13 protein-coding genes and 2 pseudogenes are annotated in these 18,148 nt (G+C 73.1%); 14 read left to right on the top strand and 1 reads right to left on the bottom strand.

Going from position 1 to position 18,148, the window contains the following annotated elements:
- Positions 1-82 precede the first annotated feature (82 nt).
- The 8 genes from steA to ACFFIA_RS22540 are packed head-to-tail and all read left to right on the top strand — an operon-like array spanning position 83 to position 10,537.
- Positions 83-1,261: a putative cytokinetic ring protein SteA gene (gene steA / locus ACFFIA_RS22575; protein WP_377253605.1), complete on the top strand. Its 1,179-nt coding sequence runs from the start codon at positions 83-85 to the stop codon at positions 1,259-1,261.
- A gap of 14 nt (positions 1,262-1,275) precedes the next feature.
- Positions 1,276-2,217 (top strand): copper transporter, encoded by a 942-nt coding sequence (locus ACFFIA_RS22570; protein ID WP_377253604.1) that lies wholly within the window; start codon positions 1,276-1,278, stop codon positions 2,215-2,217.
- A complete protein-coding gene (locus tag ACFFIA_RS22565) occupies positions 2,214-3,047 on the top strand; it encodes a hypothetical protein (protein WP_377253603.1) in 834 nt (277 codons plus the stop codon). The genes ACFFIA_RS22570 and ACFFIA_RS22565 overlap by 4 nt, the downstream gene beginning before the upstream one ends.
- Position 3,048: 1 nt before the next feature.
- A complete protein-coding gene (gene murJ, locus ACFFIA_RS22560) occupies positions 3,049-4,680 on the top strand; it encodes a murein biosynthesis integral membrane protein MurJ (protein WP_377253602.1) in 1,632 nt (543 codons plus the stop codon).
- 4 nt (positions 4,681-4,684) lie between these two features.
- Positions 4,685-5,791: a glycosyltransferase family 4 protein gene (locus ACFFIA_RS22555; RefSeq protein ID WP_377253601.1), complete on the top strand. Its 1,107-nt coding sequence runs from the start codon at positions 4,685-4,687 to the stop codon at positions 5,789-5,791.
- Entirely contained in the window at positions 5,788-8,115 is a 2,328-nt protein-coding gene (locus ACFFIA_RS22550) for a hypothetical protein (RefSeq protein WP_377253600.1), read from the top strand. Before ACFFIA_RS22555 ends, ACFFIA_RS22550 begins: the two co-directional genes overlap by 4 nt.
- A 48-nt stretch (positions 8,116-8,163) precedes the next feature.
- Positions 8,164-9,942, top strand: coding sequence for a CTP synthase (gene pyrG / locus ACFFIA_RS22545; RefSeq protein ID WP_377253599.1), 1,779 nt, complete (start codon positions 8,164-8,166; stop codon positions 9,940-9,942).
- Between the two features lie 40 nt (positions 9,943-9,982).
- Positions 9,983-10,537: an NUDIX domain-containing protein gene (locus tag ACFFIA_RS22540; protein ID WP_377253598.1), complete on the top strand. Its 555-nt coding sequence runs from the start codon at positions 9,983-9,985 to the stop codon at positions 10,535-10,537.
- Between the two features lie 132 nt (positions 10,538-10,669).
- On the opposite strand, the pseudogene ACFFIA_RS22535 reads toward ACFFIA_RS22540, so the two are convergent.
- Positions 10,670-10,984: pseudogene (locus tag ACFFIA_RS22535) on the bottom strand (NINE protein); the annotation flags it as partial.
- 335 nt (positions 10,985-11,319) lie between these two features.
- On the opposite strand from ACFFIA_RS22535, the gene ald reads away from it, so the two are divergent.
- From ald to ACFFIA_RS22505, 6 genes and pseudogenes are all read left to right on the top strand, one after another.
- Complete coding sequence (ald, locus tag ACFFIA_RS22530; protein ID WP_377253597.1) at positions 11,320-12,435, top strand: alanine dehydrogenase; 1,116 nt, start codon at positions 11,320-11,322, stop codon at positions 12,433-12,435.
- Positions 12,432-13,361 (top strand): site-specific tyrosine recombinase XerD, encoded by a 930-nt coding sequence (locus tag ACFFIA_RS22525; RefSeq protein ID WP_377253615.1) that lies wholly within the window; start codon positions 12,432-12,434, stop codon positions 13,359-13,361. The genes ald and ACFFIA_RS22525 overlap by 4 nt, the downstream gene beginning before the upstream one ends.
- Positions 13,362-13,706: 345 nt before the next feature.
- Positions 13,707-14,636 (top strand): ParA family protein, encoded by a 930-nt coding sequence (locus ACFFIA_RS22520; RefSeq protein WP_377253596.1) that lies wholly within the window; start codon positions 13,707-13,709, stop codon positions 14,634-14,636.
- 42 nt (positions 14,637-14,678) lie between these two features.
- A pseudogene (locus ACFFIA_RS22515) lies at positions 14,679-15,788 on the top strand (segregation and condensation protein A); the annotation flags it as partial.
- A gap of 551 nt (positions 15,789-16,339) precedes the next feature.
- Positions 16,340-17,257 carry an SMC-Scp complex subunit ScpB gene (scpB, locus tag ACFFIA_RS22510; protein WP_377253614.1) on the top strand — a complete coding sequence of 306 codons (918 nt, stop codon included), beginning with the start codon at positions 16,340-16,342 and terminating at the stop codon, positions 17,255-17,257.
- The gene (locus tag ACFFIA_RS22505) at positions 17,241-17,987 is read left to right on the top strand and encodes a pseudouridine synthase (protein ID WP_377253595.1); all 747 of its coding nucleotides are present in this window, start codon (positions 17,241-17,243) and stop codon (positions 17,985-17,987) included. Before scpB ends, ACFFIA_RS22505 begins: the two co-directional genes overlap by 17 nt.
- Positions 17,988-18,148: the final 161 nt, after the last annotated feature.

Genomic DNA, 18,148 nt, shown 5'->3' with positions numbered 1-18,148 from the left:
CCGGTCACATGAAATTTGCCTTCGCCCTGGTCATGCGCGTCGCGTCGGGAAAAACATGCCGAGACATGCCACGATGGTCACGATGCGTCTACCAGCCTTGCGCCGGACCCGGAGCGCAGAACCGGGCAACGTAACCGGCACCGCGCGCCTCGACCGCCGGACGAAGCGTCTGGCGGGCCGGCTGCGCCCGGGCGACATCGCCGTCATCGACCACGTCGACCTCGACCGGGTCGCGGCCGACTCACTGGTGGCGGTCGGGGTGTCGGCGGTGCTCAACGCGAAGCCGTCCGTGTCCGGGCGGTACCCCAATCTTGGCCCCGAGGTTCTGGTGCGGGCGGGCATCCCGCTCCTGGACGACCTCGGCGAGGGCATCTTCCAGCAGGTCCGCGAGGGCGACACGGTCCGTGTCGACGACAACACGGTGTACGTCGGCGGTGAGCCGGTCGCGCACGGCGTACGGCAGGACCTGGAGAGTGTCGCGAAGGCTATGGCGGACGCCCGCGAAGGGCTGTCCGTGCAGCTGGAGGCGTTCGCGGCCAACACGATGGAATACCTCAAGCAGGAGCGCGACCTGCTGCTCGACGGTGTGGGCGTGCCGGAGATCGCGACGCACATCGCCGGGCGGCACTGCCTGATCGTGGTGCGCGGCTACGACTACAAGGCCGACCTCGACGTGCTGCGGCCGTACATCCGGGAGTTCAAGCCGGTGCTGATCGGCGTCGACGGCGGTGCCGACGCGCTGGTCGAGGCGGGCTACACGCCCGACATGATCATCGGGGACATGGACTCGGTCACCGACGACGTGCTGCGCTGCGGGGCCGAGGTGATCGTGCACGCCTACCCCGATGGGCGGGCGCCGGGGCTGGCCCGGGTGCAGCAGCTGGGGCTGTCGGCGATCACGTTCCCGGCGGCGGCGACCAGCGAAGACCTGGCGATGCTGCTCGCCGACGAAAAGGGTGCCTCGCTGATCGTGGCGGTCGGCACGCACGCGACGCTGGTGGAGTTCCTGGACAAGGGGCGCGGCGGGATGGCCTCGACCTTCCTGACCCGTCTCAAGGTGGGCGGCAAGCTGGTCGACGCCAAGGGCGTGAGCCGGCTGTACCGGCAGAGCATCTCCGGATCGTCCCTGCTCCTGCTCGTGCTTTCGGCGGTGGCCGCGATGGCGTCGGCGGTCGCTGTGTCCACGGTGGGCAAGGCTTACCTCGCTGTGGTTTCGGAGTGGTGGGACAATTTGGTGTTCCAGCTCGGACAGCTCTTCTGAGGACGGCAATAGGCGTGATCAATTTCCGCTACCACGTGGTGTCGTTGACCGCGGTCTTTCTGGCCCTGGCGATCGGACTGGTGGTGGGCACCGCGGCGCTCAACGGCCCGGTCGCCGACTCGCTCAGCGACAACGTCAACGCGCTCCGCAAGGACAACCGCCAGCTCCGTGAGACGGTGAGCAGCCTCCAGGAGGAGGCCAACCGCGAGGAGGAGTTCGCTACCGAGATCGCGCCGGTCGCCCTGGCCGGCAAGCTCAACGGGCGGCGGATCGCGGTGGTCACCACGCCGAGCGGCGACGACCTCGTTGACGGCGTGGTGGAGATGCTCACGATGGCTGGTGCGACGATCACCGGCCGGGTCGACGTCGAAGACAAGTTCGTCGACCCCGACAATAGCCCCGAGTTGCTCGACCTCGCCGACCGCGCGTCCCAGCCGACCATCCCGCTGGCCGGCCTGCCGGCCAACGTCGACGGCATCGAGACGGCCAGTGCGCTGCTCGGCACCGCGCTGCTCGACCGCCCGGCGCCCGCGCCCCCGGTGGCGGCCAACGACCTGAAGGCGCTGGTGACGGCGTACACGTCGGCGGGGTACATCAGCGTAAAGGACAACAACGTCAGCGGGCCGGCCGAGGCCGTGGTGGTGGTCGCGGGGCAGCCGCACACCGACAAGGACTCGGCGCAGAAGGACGAGGCCGTGGTGACGATCGTGTCCCAGCTCGACAAGGCGGGCGCGGTCATCGTGGCCGGCAGTTGGGGCGGCAACGGCAACGTGATCGGCGCGGTGCGGGGCGACCCCGCGCTCGCCAAGACGATCTCCACTGTGGACAACGGCAACACCGCGCAGGGCCGGGTGGTGACCGTGCTCGCCGTGACCGAGCAGGTGGTCGACGCGAAGGCCGGACACTACGGCCTCAACGCGGGCGCCAGCGCCATCCTCCCGAAGCCCAAGGAGTGAGGCGCCTTCTCGCGGTCGCCGCCGGGGTCGCTGGGGCCCGGGCGGTGCTTCGCACTCTGGGCAGCCAGGAGGCACTGCACCGCACCAACTTCCGCGGCCGTACCGTCTCGCTCGCCGGGGGGCCGGCGCTGGCCGCGGGGGCCGCGGTCTCGGCCGCCGTCGCCGCGCCCAGCCCGGCCGCCGCGGCCGCCGCGTTCACCGCCGGGGTCGGGTCCGGGGCGGTGGGGCTGTACGACGACATCGTCGGCAGCCGGCCGGAGCAGAAGACGGCCAAGGGCTTCGCCGGGCACCTCGCGGCGCTGCGCGAGGGGCGGGTCACCAGCGGCCTGGTCAAGATCGCCGGAGTGGGGGCCGCGGGGCTGGCCGCGTCCGCGCTGCTCGCCGCCGACCCCGGCCGCGAGCGCCGCGCCACGCGCGCCGGCCGGGCCGTCGACTTGCTGCTGGGGGCGGGCGTCATCGCCGGTACGGCCAACCTGCTCAACCTCTTCGACCTGCGCCCCGGCCGCGCGATCAAGGCGGGCGGGCTGATCGGCGCGCCGCTGTCGGCGGGGCGCGCGGGCGGGCTGGCCGCCGGGCCGCTGGGCGTGGCCGCGAGCGTGCTGCCGGACGACCTCGACGAGCGGGTCATGCTCGGCGACAGCGGGGCCAACGCGCTCGGCGCGCTGCTCGGCGTCGCGCTGGCCGCGCGTACCGGGCCGGCCGGGCGGGCCGCCGCGCTGGCCGGCATCGCCGCGCTCACCGCGGCCAGCGAGAAGGTCAGCTTCACCAAGGTCATCGAGGCCAACCCGGTGCTGCGTCAGTTCGACGCGCTCGGCCGCCGTACCTCCTGACGTGTCGGCGGCCCCGGGTACGGCACGGATCGCCGGAGCGGCGGCCCTGATCGCGGTGCTCACCGTGGCCAGCCGCATCGCCGGGTTCACCCGGACGGGCGTGTTCACCTGGGTCGTGGGGGACACGCGGCTCGGCGACATCTACGTGGTGGCGAACACCGTACCCAACATCATCTTCGAGATCGTCGCCGGCGGGGCGCTGGCCAGTCTTGTCGTACCCCTGCTTGCGGGAAGTGTCGCGGCCGGTGACCGGGCCGCGGTCTCGGCCACGACGTCGGCCCTGCTGACCTGGACCCTCACGCTGCTGCTGCCGCTGGCGGCGCTGGTCGCGCTCCTCGCCGGTCCGATCATGGGGGCGCTCGACGTCACCGACGCGGCGGGCGCGCGGATGCTGCGGGTCTTCGCGCCGCAGCTGCCGCTGTACGGCATCGGGATCGTGCTGACCGGCGTGCTCCAGGCGCACCGCCGCTTCGCCTGGCCGGTGCTGGCGCCGCTGCTGTCCAGCGTGACCGTGATCGGCGTGTACCTGCTCTTCGGCGCGGTCGAGGGGCGGCGCGCGGACCTGTCCGAGGTGGGACGCGCCGGCGAGCTGTTGCTCTCGGGCGGCACCACGCTCGGCGTGGTCGTGCTCTCGCTGTGCCTGGTGCTTCCGGTGCGGCGGATGGGGCTGCGGCTGCGGGCGAGGTACCGGTTCGGGGGCGAGGCACGGCGGGCGGTCGGCGGGCTGGCGCTGGCCGGCGCGGCGACGGTGGGCGCGCAGCAGGTGGCGCTGGTGGTGACGCTGCGGCTCGCGGTGGAGGGGCCGGAAGGTACCCCGGTCGTGTACAACCTCGCGCAGACGATCTACCTGTTGCCGTGGGCGGTGCTGGCCGTACCGCTGGCGACGGCCGCGTACCCGACGCTGGTGGCCGCCCACGCGGCGGGTGAGCGGGACCGCTACCGGCAGGCGCTCGCGCCGACCGCACGGGGCGTGCTGCTGCTGTCCTGCGCGGGCGCGGCGGCGCTGGTGGCGGTGGCCGGGCCGGTGGCGCGCTTCTTCGACGTGCCGGCCGCCGCCGGGGGGATCGCCGGGTTCGCGCCGGGACTGCTCGGGTACGGGATGTTCGCGGTGCTCACCCGCGCCCTCTACGCCCGCGGCGAGCCGCGGGCGGCGGCCGTGGCGACGGTGGCGGGGTGGGCGACCGCGGCGCTGGCGGTGGTGGCGCTCGCGGCGGTACTCGCCGACGACCAGCGGGTGGTCGCGCTCACGCTGGGTAACTCGATCGGGATGGCGCTGCTCGGCGCGCTGCTGGTGGCCGCGGTGCTGCGCGGCGCCGGGCGACCCGCGCTGGAGGGCCTGCACCGGGCGGCCGCCGCCGGTCTCGTGGCAGGTGGCGCGGCGGCGCTGGCCGGTTGGCTGGTCACGCAGGCGACCGGCACCCCGGGCGCCGGTGGCGCGGTGCTGCAAGGCATGCTGTCCGGAGCCGTCGTCGCCGCGGTGTTCCTCGGTGTCGCCTACCCGCTGGACCGGCGCGACATGCGCCCGCTGACCGCGGCGCTCACGCGACGGCTGGCACGAGTCGCACGGGGAAATCGGGTCGCACGGGGAAATCGGGTCGCACGGGGAAATCGGGTCGCACGGGGGAAGGAGTGACTCCTTGAGTTTCGACGGGGCCGTGGCCCTCGTCCTGGCGTCCGCCACCGGTGGCGTGGGGCAGCACGTCGCCTCGCTGACGCGTGGGCTCGTCGCTGGCGGCGCCACCGTCACCGTGTGCGGGCCGGCGGCCACCGACGAGCGGTTCCGGTTCGCCGAGGCGGGCGCCCGGTTCGAAGCCGTCGAGATCCCGCCCAACCCGCGGCTCACCGACGCCCGCGCGGTCGGCGACCTGCGCCGCGCGATGGGCCCGGTCGACGTCGTACACGCGCACGGGCTGCGGGCCGGCTTCGTCGCCGCGCTCGGCCGTCCCCGCCCGCCGCTGGTGGTGACCTGGCACAACGCGGTGATCGCCACGGGGCTGCGGGGCACCGCGTCGCGGCTGGCCGCACGGGCCGTCGCCCGCGCCGCGAAGGTCACGCTCGGCGCCTCCGAAGACCTGGTGGAGACCGCCACCGACCTCGGCGCGCGGGACGCCCGGCTGTGCCCGGTCGCCGCGCCGGTGTTGCCGCCGCCGCGCCGCACCCGGGCCGCCGTACGCGCTGAGTTCGGCGTGACGGGCGAGCAGCCGCTGATCCTGTCGGTGGGCCGGCTGCACCCGCAGAAGCGGTACGACGTGCTGATCGACGCCGCCGCCCGGTGGCGCGATCTGACCCCGCCGCCGGTCGTGGTGATCGCCGGCAGCGGGCCGGCGTACATGCCGCTGGCCGCGCGGATCTCCGAGTTGCGGGCGCCGGTCACGCTGCTCGGCCACCGCGACGACGTCTCCGACCTGCTGGCCGCCGCCGATCTGGCGGTGGTGACCAGCGACTGGGAGGCGCGTCAGCTGTTCGCGCAGGAGGCGCTGCGGGCCGGCACGCCGCTGGTGGCCACCGCGGTCGGTGGCGTCCCCGGCCTGGTCGGCGACGCCGCGCGGCTCGTCCCCCCGGGCGACGTCGACGCGGTCGACACGGCCGTACGCGAGATGCTGGCCGACCCGCGGCTGCGCGCCGAGTACGCCGGGCGCGGCCCCGCGCAGGCGGACACCTGGCCGGACGAGGCGGGCACGATCCAGGCGATCCAGGCGGTGTACGCCGAGGTCGTGGCGGCGGAGACGGCGCATCCGTCATGAGGCGGTGGGCGGTCTTCACCCTGGTCGCCGGCTTTGTCTGCGCCCTGGCGGCCCCGGCTCAGGCCGCGCCCGCCGACCCGCCGCCCACCGTCGACTACGTGATCATCGCGGGCGTGCCGGGGCTGCGCTGGGAGGACCTGAGCGCCACCAACACGCCCACGCTCTGGCAGATGGCCGAGCGCGGCTCGATCGCCTCCCTCTCGGTGCAGTCGGCCGACCAGCCCACCTGCCCGCTCGACGGCTGGGTCACGCTCGGGGCCGGCAACCGCGCGCTCTGGAGCGCCGGCCCCGCCGCGCCGCCCAGCCCCGGTGTGGCCTGCCCGGAGGTACCGGTGGAGGTGGAGCGGCCGGACGGGATCGGCGCGTACCTGCCGGACCAGCGCAACGTGGTGCGGCACAACAAGGAGCGGCTGCCGTACGGGGCCGTGCCCGGTGCGCTGGCCGAGTCGGTGCGGTGCACGGTCGCGGTCGGTACGGGGGCGGCGGTCGCGGCGGCCCGCCCGTTCGGCCGGGTCGACCGGTACGAGCCGGAGCTGCCGCAGCGCCCCGCCGAGCTGCTCGACGACTGCGTACTCGGGATCGTGGCGGCCGGCGCGGTCGCCGCCACCGACCCGGTCTCCCGCCAGGCGCAGGCCCGGCAGGCCGACGCGCTGCTGGCCCGCGTCCTGGCCGCCCGCCCGCCCGACTCGCTGGTGATCGTGGCCGGCCTTTCCGACACCGACGACTCGCGCCGCCTGCACGTGGTCATCGCCGACGGCCCGGGCTGGGAGCGGGGCTGGCTGACCAGTGCCAGCACCGGGCGCGACGGCTACCTGCAGCTCGTCGACCTCGCGCCGACCGCGCTCACCGCGACCGGCCGGGCGCTGCCCGAGGGCGTCTTCGCCGGGCAGCCGGCGCGCAGCGTCCCCGGGCGGCCGGCCGAGCTCGGCGTGGCGGTGACCCAGCCGGCCGACGCCGACCGCGAGGCGGGGGCGCAGCGGCGGATCGCCACCTGGTTCTTCGGCGTGCTGGCGGCGGTGCAGTTCGCGCTGGCCGTCGCGGTCGTGCCGCTGCTGCGGCGGGCCCGGCTGCCGGCGGGGCCGGTGGCGTCGGCGTCGCCGCGGTTCGGGTTTCACGGGCTGATCCGGCGGGGCGGCGGGACCGCGCGGTCGCTGGCCGTACCCAGGCCGGTGGTCGCCGTGATCGAGGTGCTGCTGGTCGCCTCCGCGTTGGCCATCCCGGCCGCGCTGGTCGCCGACGCGGTGCCGTGGTGGCGCGCCGAGCATCCCGGGCTGCTGTTCACCGCGGTCACCCTCGCGCTGCTGGCCGCCGGGACCGCGGTCGTGCGGCTCACGCCCGTGTACCGGCGCACGCTCGGCCCGCTGGCCATGGTCGCCTCGATCGCCGCCGTGGTCGTCGCCGTCGACCTGGTCACCGGTGCCCGGTTGCAGCTCAACGGCGTGGCCGGCTACTCGGCGCTCAGCGGCCGGTACGCCGGGCTGGGCCGCGTCGGGCTCGGGATCTTCGCCGCCGGCACGCTGCTGGTCGCCGGCTGCCTGGCCCAGCGGGTACGCCGTACCTGGCGCCCGTGGGTGATGGGGATCGTCGGCGGCGCGGGCGTGCTGCTGGCCGGCAGCCCGTACCTGGGCGCCGACGCGGTGGGCGCGATCGCGCTGACCGCCGGCGTGGGCATCGCGGTGGTGATCAGCACCGGCGGCTGGCTGACGTTCGGGCGGCTGGCCTGGGCGACGCTCGCCGGTGTGGTGGTGACCGCCGGCTTCGCGCTGCTCGACCTGAGCCGGCCGGACGCCGAGCGGGACCGGCTGGGGCGCTTCCTCACCGCGCTGGGCGACGGCACCGGCGGCCGGGCGGTGCAGCGGGCCGCCGCGTCCACCGTGGGCGCCCTGGACAGCCCGCTGACCGTACTGGCGGTGGTGGGGGCGGTGCTGGTGTGGTTCGCGCTGCTGCGGCCGTGGGGCGGACTCAAGCGCCTTTTCGGGATATACCCCGCGATCCGGGCGGCGATGGCGGGGATCGCCACGGCGGCGGTGATCGGCGGCGTGCTGGGCGGCTCCGGGCTCGACGTGGCCGGGGCGGTGGCGGCGCTGACCGTACCCATGGCCGCGCTGGCGTCACTGCGCGTACTGGACCACGCCTCCGACCGCACTCAACCGCCGCTGGCGCCGCCCGGGGGCGAGGCCGCCGCGCCGGTCCAGCCCGGGGCGCCCGAGGCCGCCGGCGAGCCCGCGACAGGCAGTGATCAGCGACACGAGCAGGGCGGCGGCGTGCGGTTGGCGGCGAAGGTGTTACCGTGGAATCCCGTGGATGGCGCGATCAACACTTGATCAACGCTAGTCCGCAAGACCGGACGGACTATCCCACGGGAGCAGGCCTTGGCCCCTTCAGCACGGACGACCAGGCACATCTTCGTCACCGGGGGCGTCGCCTCCTCGCTTGGCAAGGGACTCACCGCCTCCAGCCTCGGAAATCTGCTCACCGCACGCGGGCTGCGCGTCGTGATGCAGAAGCTGGACCCGTACCTGAACGTCGATCCCGGCACGATGAACCCCTTCCAGCACGGCGAGGTCTTCGTCACCGACGACGGCGCCGAGACCGACCTGGACGTCGGCCACTACGAGCGCTTCCTCGACCGTGACCTGTCCGGCAAGGCGAACGTCACCACCGGCCAGATCTACTCGGCGGTGATCGCCAAGGAGCGCCGCGGCGAGTACCTCGGCGACACCGTGCAGGTCATCCCGCACATCACCAACGAGATCAAGGCGCGCATCCGGGCGATGGCCGCGCCCGACGAAGACGGCCGCACGCCCGACGTGGTGATCACCGAGGTGGGCGGCACGGTCGGTGACATCGAGTCGCTGCCGTTCCTGGAGGCGATCCGCCAGGTGCGCCACGAGATCGGCCGGGACAACTGCTTCTACCTGCACGTGTCGCTGGTGCCCTACCTGGCGCCCTCGGGCGAGCTGAAGACCAAGCCGACCCAGCACTCGGTCGCCCAGTTGCGCAACATCGGTATCCAGCCAGACGCGATCGTCTGCCGCTCCGACCGCGAGATTCCCGACAAGCTCAAGCACAAGCTGTCGCTGTACTGCGACGTCGACCGGGAAGCCGTGATCGCCGCCCCGGACGCGCCGAGCATCTACGACATCCCCAAGGTGCTGCACCGCGAGGGCCTCGACGCGTACGTGGTGCGCCGCCTCAACCTCTCCTTCCGCGACGTCGACTGGGCCAGCTGGGACGACCTGCTCCAGCGTGTGCACCACCCGCACCACACGATCACCGTCGCGATCGTCGGCAAGTACGTCGACCTGCCCGACGCCTACCTCTCGGTCAGCGAGGCGATCCGCGCCGCCGGGTTCGGCCACCGGGCGCGCGTGCTGCTGCGCTGGGTCCCCAGCGACGAGTGCGTCACTGCCTCCGGCGCCGCCTCGGCCCTGTCCGGCGTCGACGGCATCGTGATCCCCGGCGGCTTCGGCGTCCGCGGCATCGAGGGCAAGATCGGAGCCAGCCGGTACGCGCGGGAGAACGGCATCCCGATCCTCGGCCTCTGCCTCGGCCTTCAGTGCATGACCATCGAGGTGGCCCGCCACCTGGCCAAGCTCGACGGGGCAAACTCGACCGAGTTCGACGAGAAGGCCAAGCATCCGGTGATCGCCACCATGGCCGACCAGGAGGACATCGTCGCCGGCAAGGGCGACCTGGGCGGCACGATGCGGCTCGGCGCCTACCCGGCCCAGCTGGCCGAGGGCTCGATCGTGGGGGAGGCGTACGGCACCGACGAGGTCAGCGAGCGCCACCGCCACCGGTACGAGGTCAACAACGCCTACCGCGAGCCGCTGACCAAGTCCGGGCTGCGCATCTGCGGCACCTCGCCGGACGGGCGGCTGGTCGAGTTCATCGAGCTGGACCCGTCGCTGCACCCGTTCTTCGTGGCGACCCAGGCGCACCCCGAGCTGAAGAGTCGCCCGACCCGGCCGCATCCGCTGTTCGCCGCGTTCGTGAAGGCCGCGGTCGCGTACTCCCAGGCCGACCAGCTCCCGGTCGAGATCGTCGAGCCGTCGCCGCCGGCGTCCACGCCGGCCCGCTCGCAGCGCAACTCGCGCCCGGCCTCGGCCCCCGCGACCAAGCCGGCGACCGCCGCGACCCCGTCATGACCGCCGCCACCATCCGCCGCCGTCCCTCGGGGCGGCGGCGGTGACCGCTTCGCACACGTACGAGGTCCAGGCGCAGCACGAGCGGTACAAGGGGCCGGTCTTCCGGGTCGTCACCGACGAGGTGGTGATGCCCGGCGGTCGGGCGGCCGACCGCGACTACATCCAGCATGTCGGCTCGGTCGGGGTCGTCGCCGTCGACGACGAGCGCCGGGTCGTGCTGATCCGGCAGTACCGGCACGCCGTGCGACACCACCTGTGGGAGATCCCGGCCGGGCTGGCCGACGTACCGGGGGAGGCGCTGCCCGAGGTGGCCGCCCGCGAGCTCGTCGAGGAGGCCGACCTGGTGGCCGGGCGGTTGGAGCACCTGCTGGAGCTGCACACCTCGCCCGGCTGCTCCAACGAGCGGATCCGGATCTTCCTCGCCCGCGACCTGACCCCGGCGGCCTCCGGCTACGAGCGGCACGACGAGGAGGCGGAGCTGGAGGTGCGGCGCTTCCCGCTGGACGAGGCGGTCTCGATGGCCCTGGCCGGCGAGATCACCAACGGGCCGACGGTGGCCGGCATCCTGGCCGCCTCACACCTGCTCACCCGCTGAAGGTGGCCGCCACGCCCGCTGCCCGCTGATCGGGCCGGATTGGCGTGTGCGCTCCGCGCGGAGGGCCGTGACAGGACGAAGCCGCCGGTCGAGGGGAGTACCTCGGACCGGCGGCTTGGTGGGCGTATGAGGTCAGTTGTCGCGCAGGCGGCGGCCCTGGGCGTCGGTGCCACCGTTCACGAGGATCAGGATGCCGTCGATGATCCCCCACAGGCCGCAGGTGAACCAGCCGACCAGGAGCTGGGCAACCCCGATGCCGATGTGGCCCGTGTAAAACCGGCCGACACCGAGGCCACCGAGGAAGATGCCGAGAAGGCCCGCGACGAGCTTGCTCTTGTCCGAGTACTCGACGCCCGGCTGGCCGTACTGCGACTGGTCGTACTGCGGCTGGCCGGGGTATTGCGGCTGGTACGGAGGAGTGGTCATGAGGCGCCACCATAGTGATCCAACCGGATCGTGTCGGGATCAGGGTCCACTCTGTGAGACGGTAGGCTGAGAAATGTGTCCGATCGGGTAGGGCCGAACGCTGACAGATCGTCAGGCTGCCTGTTCACCGGCTGTCATCATGTCGCCTGATCCCGGAAACGGTGCGGCCCTAGACTGCCGCGGACGGCGGCGTCCATCGCCACCAGCGATGCAGCCTCCAGCGGACGAGAGCCCCAGACCGGCACTCGTGCGACGCAGCCGGTGACAGAGCGTAACAGCGGCGCGGGATCGCGGCGGCAATGGGGCCGTCGCGGCCATAGCCCGGGAACGCCGCCCCGGGGAAAGGTACTGGCATCGTGAAGGTCGGAATCCCACGCGAGGTGAAGAACCACGAGTACCGCGTGGCGATCACCCCCGCGGGCGTCAACGAGTTCGTCCGCGCCGGCCACGAGGTCTACGTCGAATCCGGCGCCGGCCTCGGGTCCACCATCACCGACGACGAGTTCGCTGCCGCCGGCGCGCGGATCCTGTCCACCGCCGACGACGTGTGGGGCACCGCCGAACTGGTCTTGAAGGTGAAGGAACCGATCGCCGAGGAGCACCACCGCATGCGCCCCGGGCAGGTGCTCTTCACGTACCTGCACCTCGCCGCCTCCAAGGAGTGCACCGACGCGCTCCTGGACCGCAAGGTGACCGGCATCGCGTACGAGACGGTGGAGGCCCCCGACCGCGCGCTCCCACTGCTCGCCCCGATGTCCGAGGTGGCCGGGCGGCTCGCGCCCCAGGTGGGCGCCTACCACCTGATGAGTTCCGGCGGCGGCCGCGGCGTGCTGATGGGCGGCGTCTCCGGCGTGTACGCGGCCAAGGTCGTCGTCATCGGCGCCGGCGTCTCCGGCATGCACGCGGCCGCGATCGCGCTCGGCATGCAGGCCGAGGTGCTGCTGCTCGACCGCAACGTCAACAAGCTGCGCGCGGCCGACGCGATCTACCAGGGGCACCTGCAGACGGTCGCCTCCAACCAGTACGAGATCGAGCGGGCGGTCGTCGACGCCGACCTGGTGATCGGCGCGGTGCTGGTGCCCGGCTCGAAGGCCCCGACAATAGTCTCCAACGACCTCGTGAGCCGGATGAAGCCGGGCAGCGTGCTCGTCGACATCTCGATCGACCAGGGCGGCTGCTTCGAGGACTCGCGCCCCACCACGCACGCCGACCCCGTGTACCGGGTGCACGACTCGGTCTTCTACTGCGTGGCCAACATGCCCGGCGCGGTGCCCCACACCAGCACGTACGCGCTCACCAACGTCACCATCCCGTACGCGCTGGAACTGGCCAACCAGGGCTGGCGGGAGGCCATGCGCAGCGACCCGGCACTCGCGCACGGCCTCAACACGCACGACGGCCACGTCACGTACGGCCCGGTGGCCGAGTCGCACGGGATGGCCAGCGTCTCCGTCGAGGAGGTGCTGGCATAGCGCGGCTCGCGACGGCGGTACGGACCTACCTGGACCACCTGACGGTGGAGCGCGCGCTGTCCGCGAACACGCTCTCCTCGTACCGGCGGGATCTGGACCGCTACGTGACCACCTTGACGGCGGGTGGCGTGGCCGACCTGGAGTCGGTCACGCCCGGCCATGTGGCCGGCTATGTCGCCGCCCTGCGGGGCGGCGACAGCGAGCATCCGCCGCTCTCCGCGGCCTCGGCGGCGCGCGCGGCCAGCGCGGTGCGCGGCCTGCACCGCTTCGCGGTGCGCGAGGGCCTGGTGGCCGACGACGTCAGCCGTGACGTCCGTCCGCCCGTCCCGCCCCGCCGGCTGCCGAAGGCGCTCGACGTGTCCGATGTGGAGCGGCTGCTCGGCGCCACGGGCGAGGCCAGCGCTCTGGAGGTACGGGACCGCGCGCTCCTGGAGTTCCTGTACGGCACCGGGGCCCGCATCTCCGAGGCGGTCGGCGCGGTCGTCGACGACCTCGACCTCGACGAGGGGACCGCGCTGCTGCACGGCAAGGGCGGGCGCACGCGGCTGGTGCCGGTCGGCGGGTACGCCTGCACCGCCCTGCGCGCCTACCTCACCGGCGCGCGGATCGAGCTGGCCGCCGCCGGCCGAGGTACCCCCAGGGTCTTCCTCAACGCCCGCGGCGGCCCGCTGTCGCGGCAGAGCGCGTGGACGATCCTGCACCGCACCGCCGCCCGCGCGGGGCTGCCGGTCGAGGGGGCCAGGGCGGTGTCGCCGCACACGCTCCGTCATTCGTACGCGACACATCTGCTGGACGGCGGTGCCGACGTGCGGGTCGTGCAGGAGCTGCTCGGCCACGCGTCGGTGACCACCACCCAGGTGTACACATTGGTGACAGTCGAACGGTTGCGCGAGGTGTACGCGACCGCACATCCTCGCGCCCGGTGAGAGCGCTTTACATTTGCGCTGGTGTCGCGCGCGTCACGGGCGGCCCAGGTTGAGTTAAACTGACTCGCCGCTCAGGAATCCCGCAAACATGGGCGGTGACGGCTGACCCCCTCCACCTGGAGGGGGTCGCTTGCTATGGTCCAGTCCGGCCCGGACCCGCCCGTGTCCACCACCGCGGCCGTGCGTTGGTTAGTGTGGAGCGGCCGCCCATGGCCCGGAGTGTCGCCCCAGCCCTGACCAGGGGAGTGGCGTACAGTCGGGCAACGACCCGGGCTCGTGTGGCGGCGCAGCGGGGGATCGGTCGGCTCCGGCGCCGAGCAGTCGTCGGGAGGGGGCGCACAGGCCATGGCTGGTAACGGTGAGCAGGTCGAGTCGTGGACCTCGACGCTGCGCGCGGAGCAGCACGCGATGGACCTGGGCGCTGAGCTTGGCCCAGCGGACCCCGCGGCGTACACGATGCGCCGTCCCATCCCCGAGCCGATGCCCACCGACCGCCACGGTCCGGCCCGCATCGTCGCGATGGCCAACCAGAAGGGCGGCGTGGGGAAGACCACGACCACCATCAACCTGGGCGCCGCGCTCGCGGAGTACGGGCGGAAGGTGCTGCTCGTCGACTTCGACCCGCAGGGCGCGCTCTCGGTCGGCCTCGGCGTCAACCCGCACAACCTCGACCTTTCCGTCTACAACCTGCTGATGCAGGACGACGTGACCGTCGAAGACGTGCTCATCAAGACCGACGTGGCCGGCCTCCACCTGCTGCCGGCCAACATCGACCTCTCGGCCGCCGAGATCCAGCTGGTCAACGAGGTCGCGCGGGAGATGGCGCTCGCGCGCGTGCTCAAGTCGGTGCGCAAGGAGTACGACTACATCCTCATCGACTGCCAGCCCTCGCTCGGCCTGCTCGCCATCAACGCGCTGACCGTGGCGCACGGCGTGCTCATCCCGCTGGAGTGCGAGTTCTTCAGCCTGCGGGGCGTGGCGCTGCTGCTCGACACCATCGACAAGGTGCGTGAGCGGCTCAACTTCGACCTCGAGCTCGAGGGCATCCTCGCGACCATGTACGACAGCCGCACCACTCACTGCCGCCAGGTGTTGCAGCGTGTGGTCGAGGCGTTCGGCGACAAGGTCTACCAGACCGTGATCACCAAAACGGTCAAGTTCCCCGAGTCGACGGTGGCCGGGGCGCCGATCACCACGCTCGACCCGGCCTCGTCCGGCGCGCGCAACTACCGGCAGCTGGCCCGCGAGGTCATCGCCGCACAGGCGGAGAGGTAACCTCCCGAGGCAATGACGTCGACCGTGGAATACGGTCAGGTGATGGATTCGGAGCCGGTGTCGCCTGACGCTGCGCCTGTCGCGCCTGCTTCTGGCGACGACGGCGCCCCGCCGGCTACGGATGCCGATGCCGCTTCCAATGGGAAGTTCACGGTGCGGCTGGCCAACTTCACCGGGCCGTTCGACCTGCTGCTCCAGCTGATCGGCAAGCACAAGCTGGACGTGACCGAGGTGGCCCTCTCCAAGGTCACCGACGAGTTCATCGCGTACATCCGCGCGATGGGCGACGACTGGGACCTCGACGAGGCCAGCGAGTTCCTGATCATCGCGGCCACGCTGCTCGACCTCAAGGCGGCCCGGCTGCTCCCCGCCGCCCAGGTGGAGGACGAGGAGGACCTGGCGCTGCTGGAGGCGCGCGACCTGCTCTTCGCGCGGTTGCTGCAATACAAGGCGTTCAAGGAAGCTGCCGCCCACATCGCCGCCATGGAGTCGGCCGGCGCCCGCCGCTACCCCCGCGCCGTCGCCCTCGAGCCCCGCTACGCCGAAGCGCTGCCCGACCTCGTACTCGGCATCGGCCCGGAACGCCTGCTCCGCCTCGCCATCAAGGCGATGACCCCCAAGCCCACGCCGGTGGTGTCGATCGCCCACGTGCACGACGTGCGGGTCAGCGTCCGCGAGCACGCCGCCCTCCTCCGCGACCGCCTCCGCCTGGCCGGGACAGCCACCTTCCAGGTGCTGTGCGCCGACTGCCAGTCCACACTCGAGGTGGTGGCGCGGTTCCTGGCACTGCTGGAGCTGTACCGCGAGGGCCTGGTGGGCTTCGCCCAGGTCCAGGCGCTGGGGGAGCTGACGGTCCGCTGGACCGGCGGCGACGACGCCGGGGGAGACCTCGACATCGACGAGTACGCGGGCTCGCCCGCCCTCGCCGAGGGCACGCCGCCCGGGGGAGCGGCTTCGGACGAGGCGTCCTCTCCCGACGGCGCTTCCACGGCCGACCCCGCTGCGGCCAGTGCCCCCACGGACGGTGTCGCCTCCGCGACGGCGGCCGACGTGTCCTCCGGCGGGTCGGCAGCAGATGCGCTGCCGAGCGGCCCGGCTGCGGACGCCGCGCCTTGGGCCGGCCCGGACGCGAGCGGTACGCCTTCGGACGGCCCTGACGCCGCGGCGTCGGCTGGCGATGCGCCCGCGGGCGGCTCGGCTGCCGGTGGGGCTTCCGCTTCGGACGCGGGTTCGGGCGGTCCTGGCTTTGTGGCGTCGGCTGGCGATGCGCCTGCGGGCAGCCCGGCTGGGGGCGGCCCGGCCGCGGGCGGGGATTCCTCTTCGGACGCGGGTGATGATGTGAAGGAGCCGTCGTGAGTGACGAGCGGCGCGAGACCCTCGCCGACCAGGCCGCCTCGTGGATCCCACCGTGGGAGCGCCCCAAGCCGAAGCCTGAGCCTGGAGCAGACGCCGAGGGCTCGCAAGAACCTCAGTCCCCTGTGGAGGCTGGGGCTTCCCCGGCAGATCCCGACGCCGCCCTGACCGACGCGGCTCCCGAGCCAGCGACTTCCGAGGCCGTGGAGGCCGAGCCGAGGCCGTCCGGTGTGGACACCGAAGAGCCGGGCGGTGCCGGAGAATCGGACGGGAACGCTGACACCGACGCCTCCTCGCCGGCACCGGAGCAAAACGCCAGCGCGCCCACTTCGCCGGCGGCGGCCGAGGCGGTGACCGCTGCGGCCGACGAGCCTGGGCCCGCCGTCCCCGCCCAGGCCGAGTCGATCGCCGGTGCCGCCGAGGCCGACGCCACGGTCGCCGCCGCCGAGGGCGATGGCGCCGAGGCCGGCACCGGTGCGTCCGACGACGAGGCGCCGGCAGCTGTTTCCCCGGACGCCGACCGGATCGCCGCCGACCGCCCCGCTTCGCCAGCCGGCGACGAGGTGGAGACGGCAGCGCCCGCCGCCGTCGATGCCGAGGCGCCGGCCACCGACGAAGCGCCGGCTGCGGGCGCGGGCCAGCCTGCCGCGACCGAAGCCATTGCCGCGGCGGAAGCGGCGGTCGCGGGCGTCGAGGAGCAGTCGGCCCTCGCGCTCATCGACGACGCGGAGCTCAAGGGGGCGCTCGAAGCGATCCTGCTGGTCGTCGACGAGCCGGTGACCGAGATCGTGCTGGCCCAGATCCTCGAACAGCCCACCGAACGTATCGCCGCCATGCTGGTGACCGTCGCGGAGGGGTACACGGCCGCGGGGCATGGGTTCGACCTGCGCAAGGTCGCGGGAGGTTGGCGGCTCTACACGCGCCCGGAGTACGCGCCCTACGTGGAGCGGTTCGTCCTCGACGGGCAGTCGGTGCGGCTGACCCAGGCGGCGCTGGAGACGCTGGCCGTGGTGGCGTACAAGCAGCCGGTCACCCGTGCCCGCATCTCGGCGATCCGGGGGGTGAACTGTGACGGCGTCATCCGTACCCTTGTCTCTCGGGGTTTGGTGGAGGAATGTGGCACGGAGCCTGAGTCGGGCGCGTTCCTCTACCGGACGACCACACTGTTCCTGGAAAAGCTGGGTCTGAACTCGGTCAACGACCTGCCCCCGCTCGCCCCCTTCCTGCCTGACGACGTCGAGGAGGTCGCCGATGCCACAGCCTCGTGACGACGATGGGCGCGAGCGCCTGCAGAAGGTGCTCGCCGCCGCCGGTGTGGGTTCGCGGCGGGCCAGTGAGGATCTGATCGCGCGCGGCCGGGTGGTGGTCGACGGGCGAGTGGCCCGGCTGGGCGACAAGGTCGACCCGGTGACGGCGGAGATCTACGTCAACGGTGAGCGGGTCGTCGCCGACACGCGCCTTGTCTACATCGCCATGAACAAGCCGCGCGGCGTGGTCTCCACCATGGCCGACGAGCGCGGCCGCGACGCCATCTCGGACTATCTGGGTACGGTCGAGCAGCGGGTCTATCACGTCGGGCGCCTCGACGCCGACAGCGAAGGGCTCCTGCTGCTGACCAACGATGGCACGCTCGCCCACCGGCTGACGCACCCCTCGTTCGGCGTGCCGAAGACCTACCTGGCCGAGGTGGCCGGCCCGCTGCCGCGCACGGTCGGGCGGCGGCTGCTGGCCGGCGTGGAGCTGGAAGACGGGCCGGTGAAGGCGGATGCCTTCCGGATCGTCGACACGCTCGGCCGCACCGCGCAGGTGGAGATCACGATCCACGAGGGACGCAAGCACATCGTGCGGCGGCTGATGGAGGAGGTCGGGCATCCGGTGTCCCGCCTCATCCGCACCGCGATCGGCCCGATCAGGCTGGGCGATCTCAAGGTGGGCCGCACGCGGCGCCTGTCCAACCCCGAGGTGGCCTCCCTCTTCCGCGCCGTCGAAGACGAGTAGCTTCCGCGGCGTCCCTCCCACGACCGGCCCCGCGAACGGGTAGCCGGATCGGTACTCGCGGCCGCTGACGCCGTGCGAACGGGCGACTCGACCCATCGGCGGTGATGGGTACGCTCCGACTCTCCGGAGCGTCCTGCCCCGCGGCTCGCGATCCGGCCCCA

This window comes from Phytohabitans kaempferiae (assembly GCF_042433955.1).
Lineage (GTDB): Bacteria > Actinomycetota > Actinomycetes > Mycobacteriales > Micromonosporaceae > Phytohabitans > Phytohabitans kaempferiae.
Note: the sequence above shows the minus strand (reverse complement) of the source record. Positions and strands in the feature narration are given on the sequence as shown.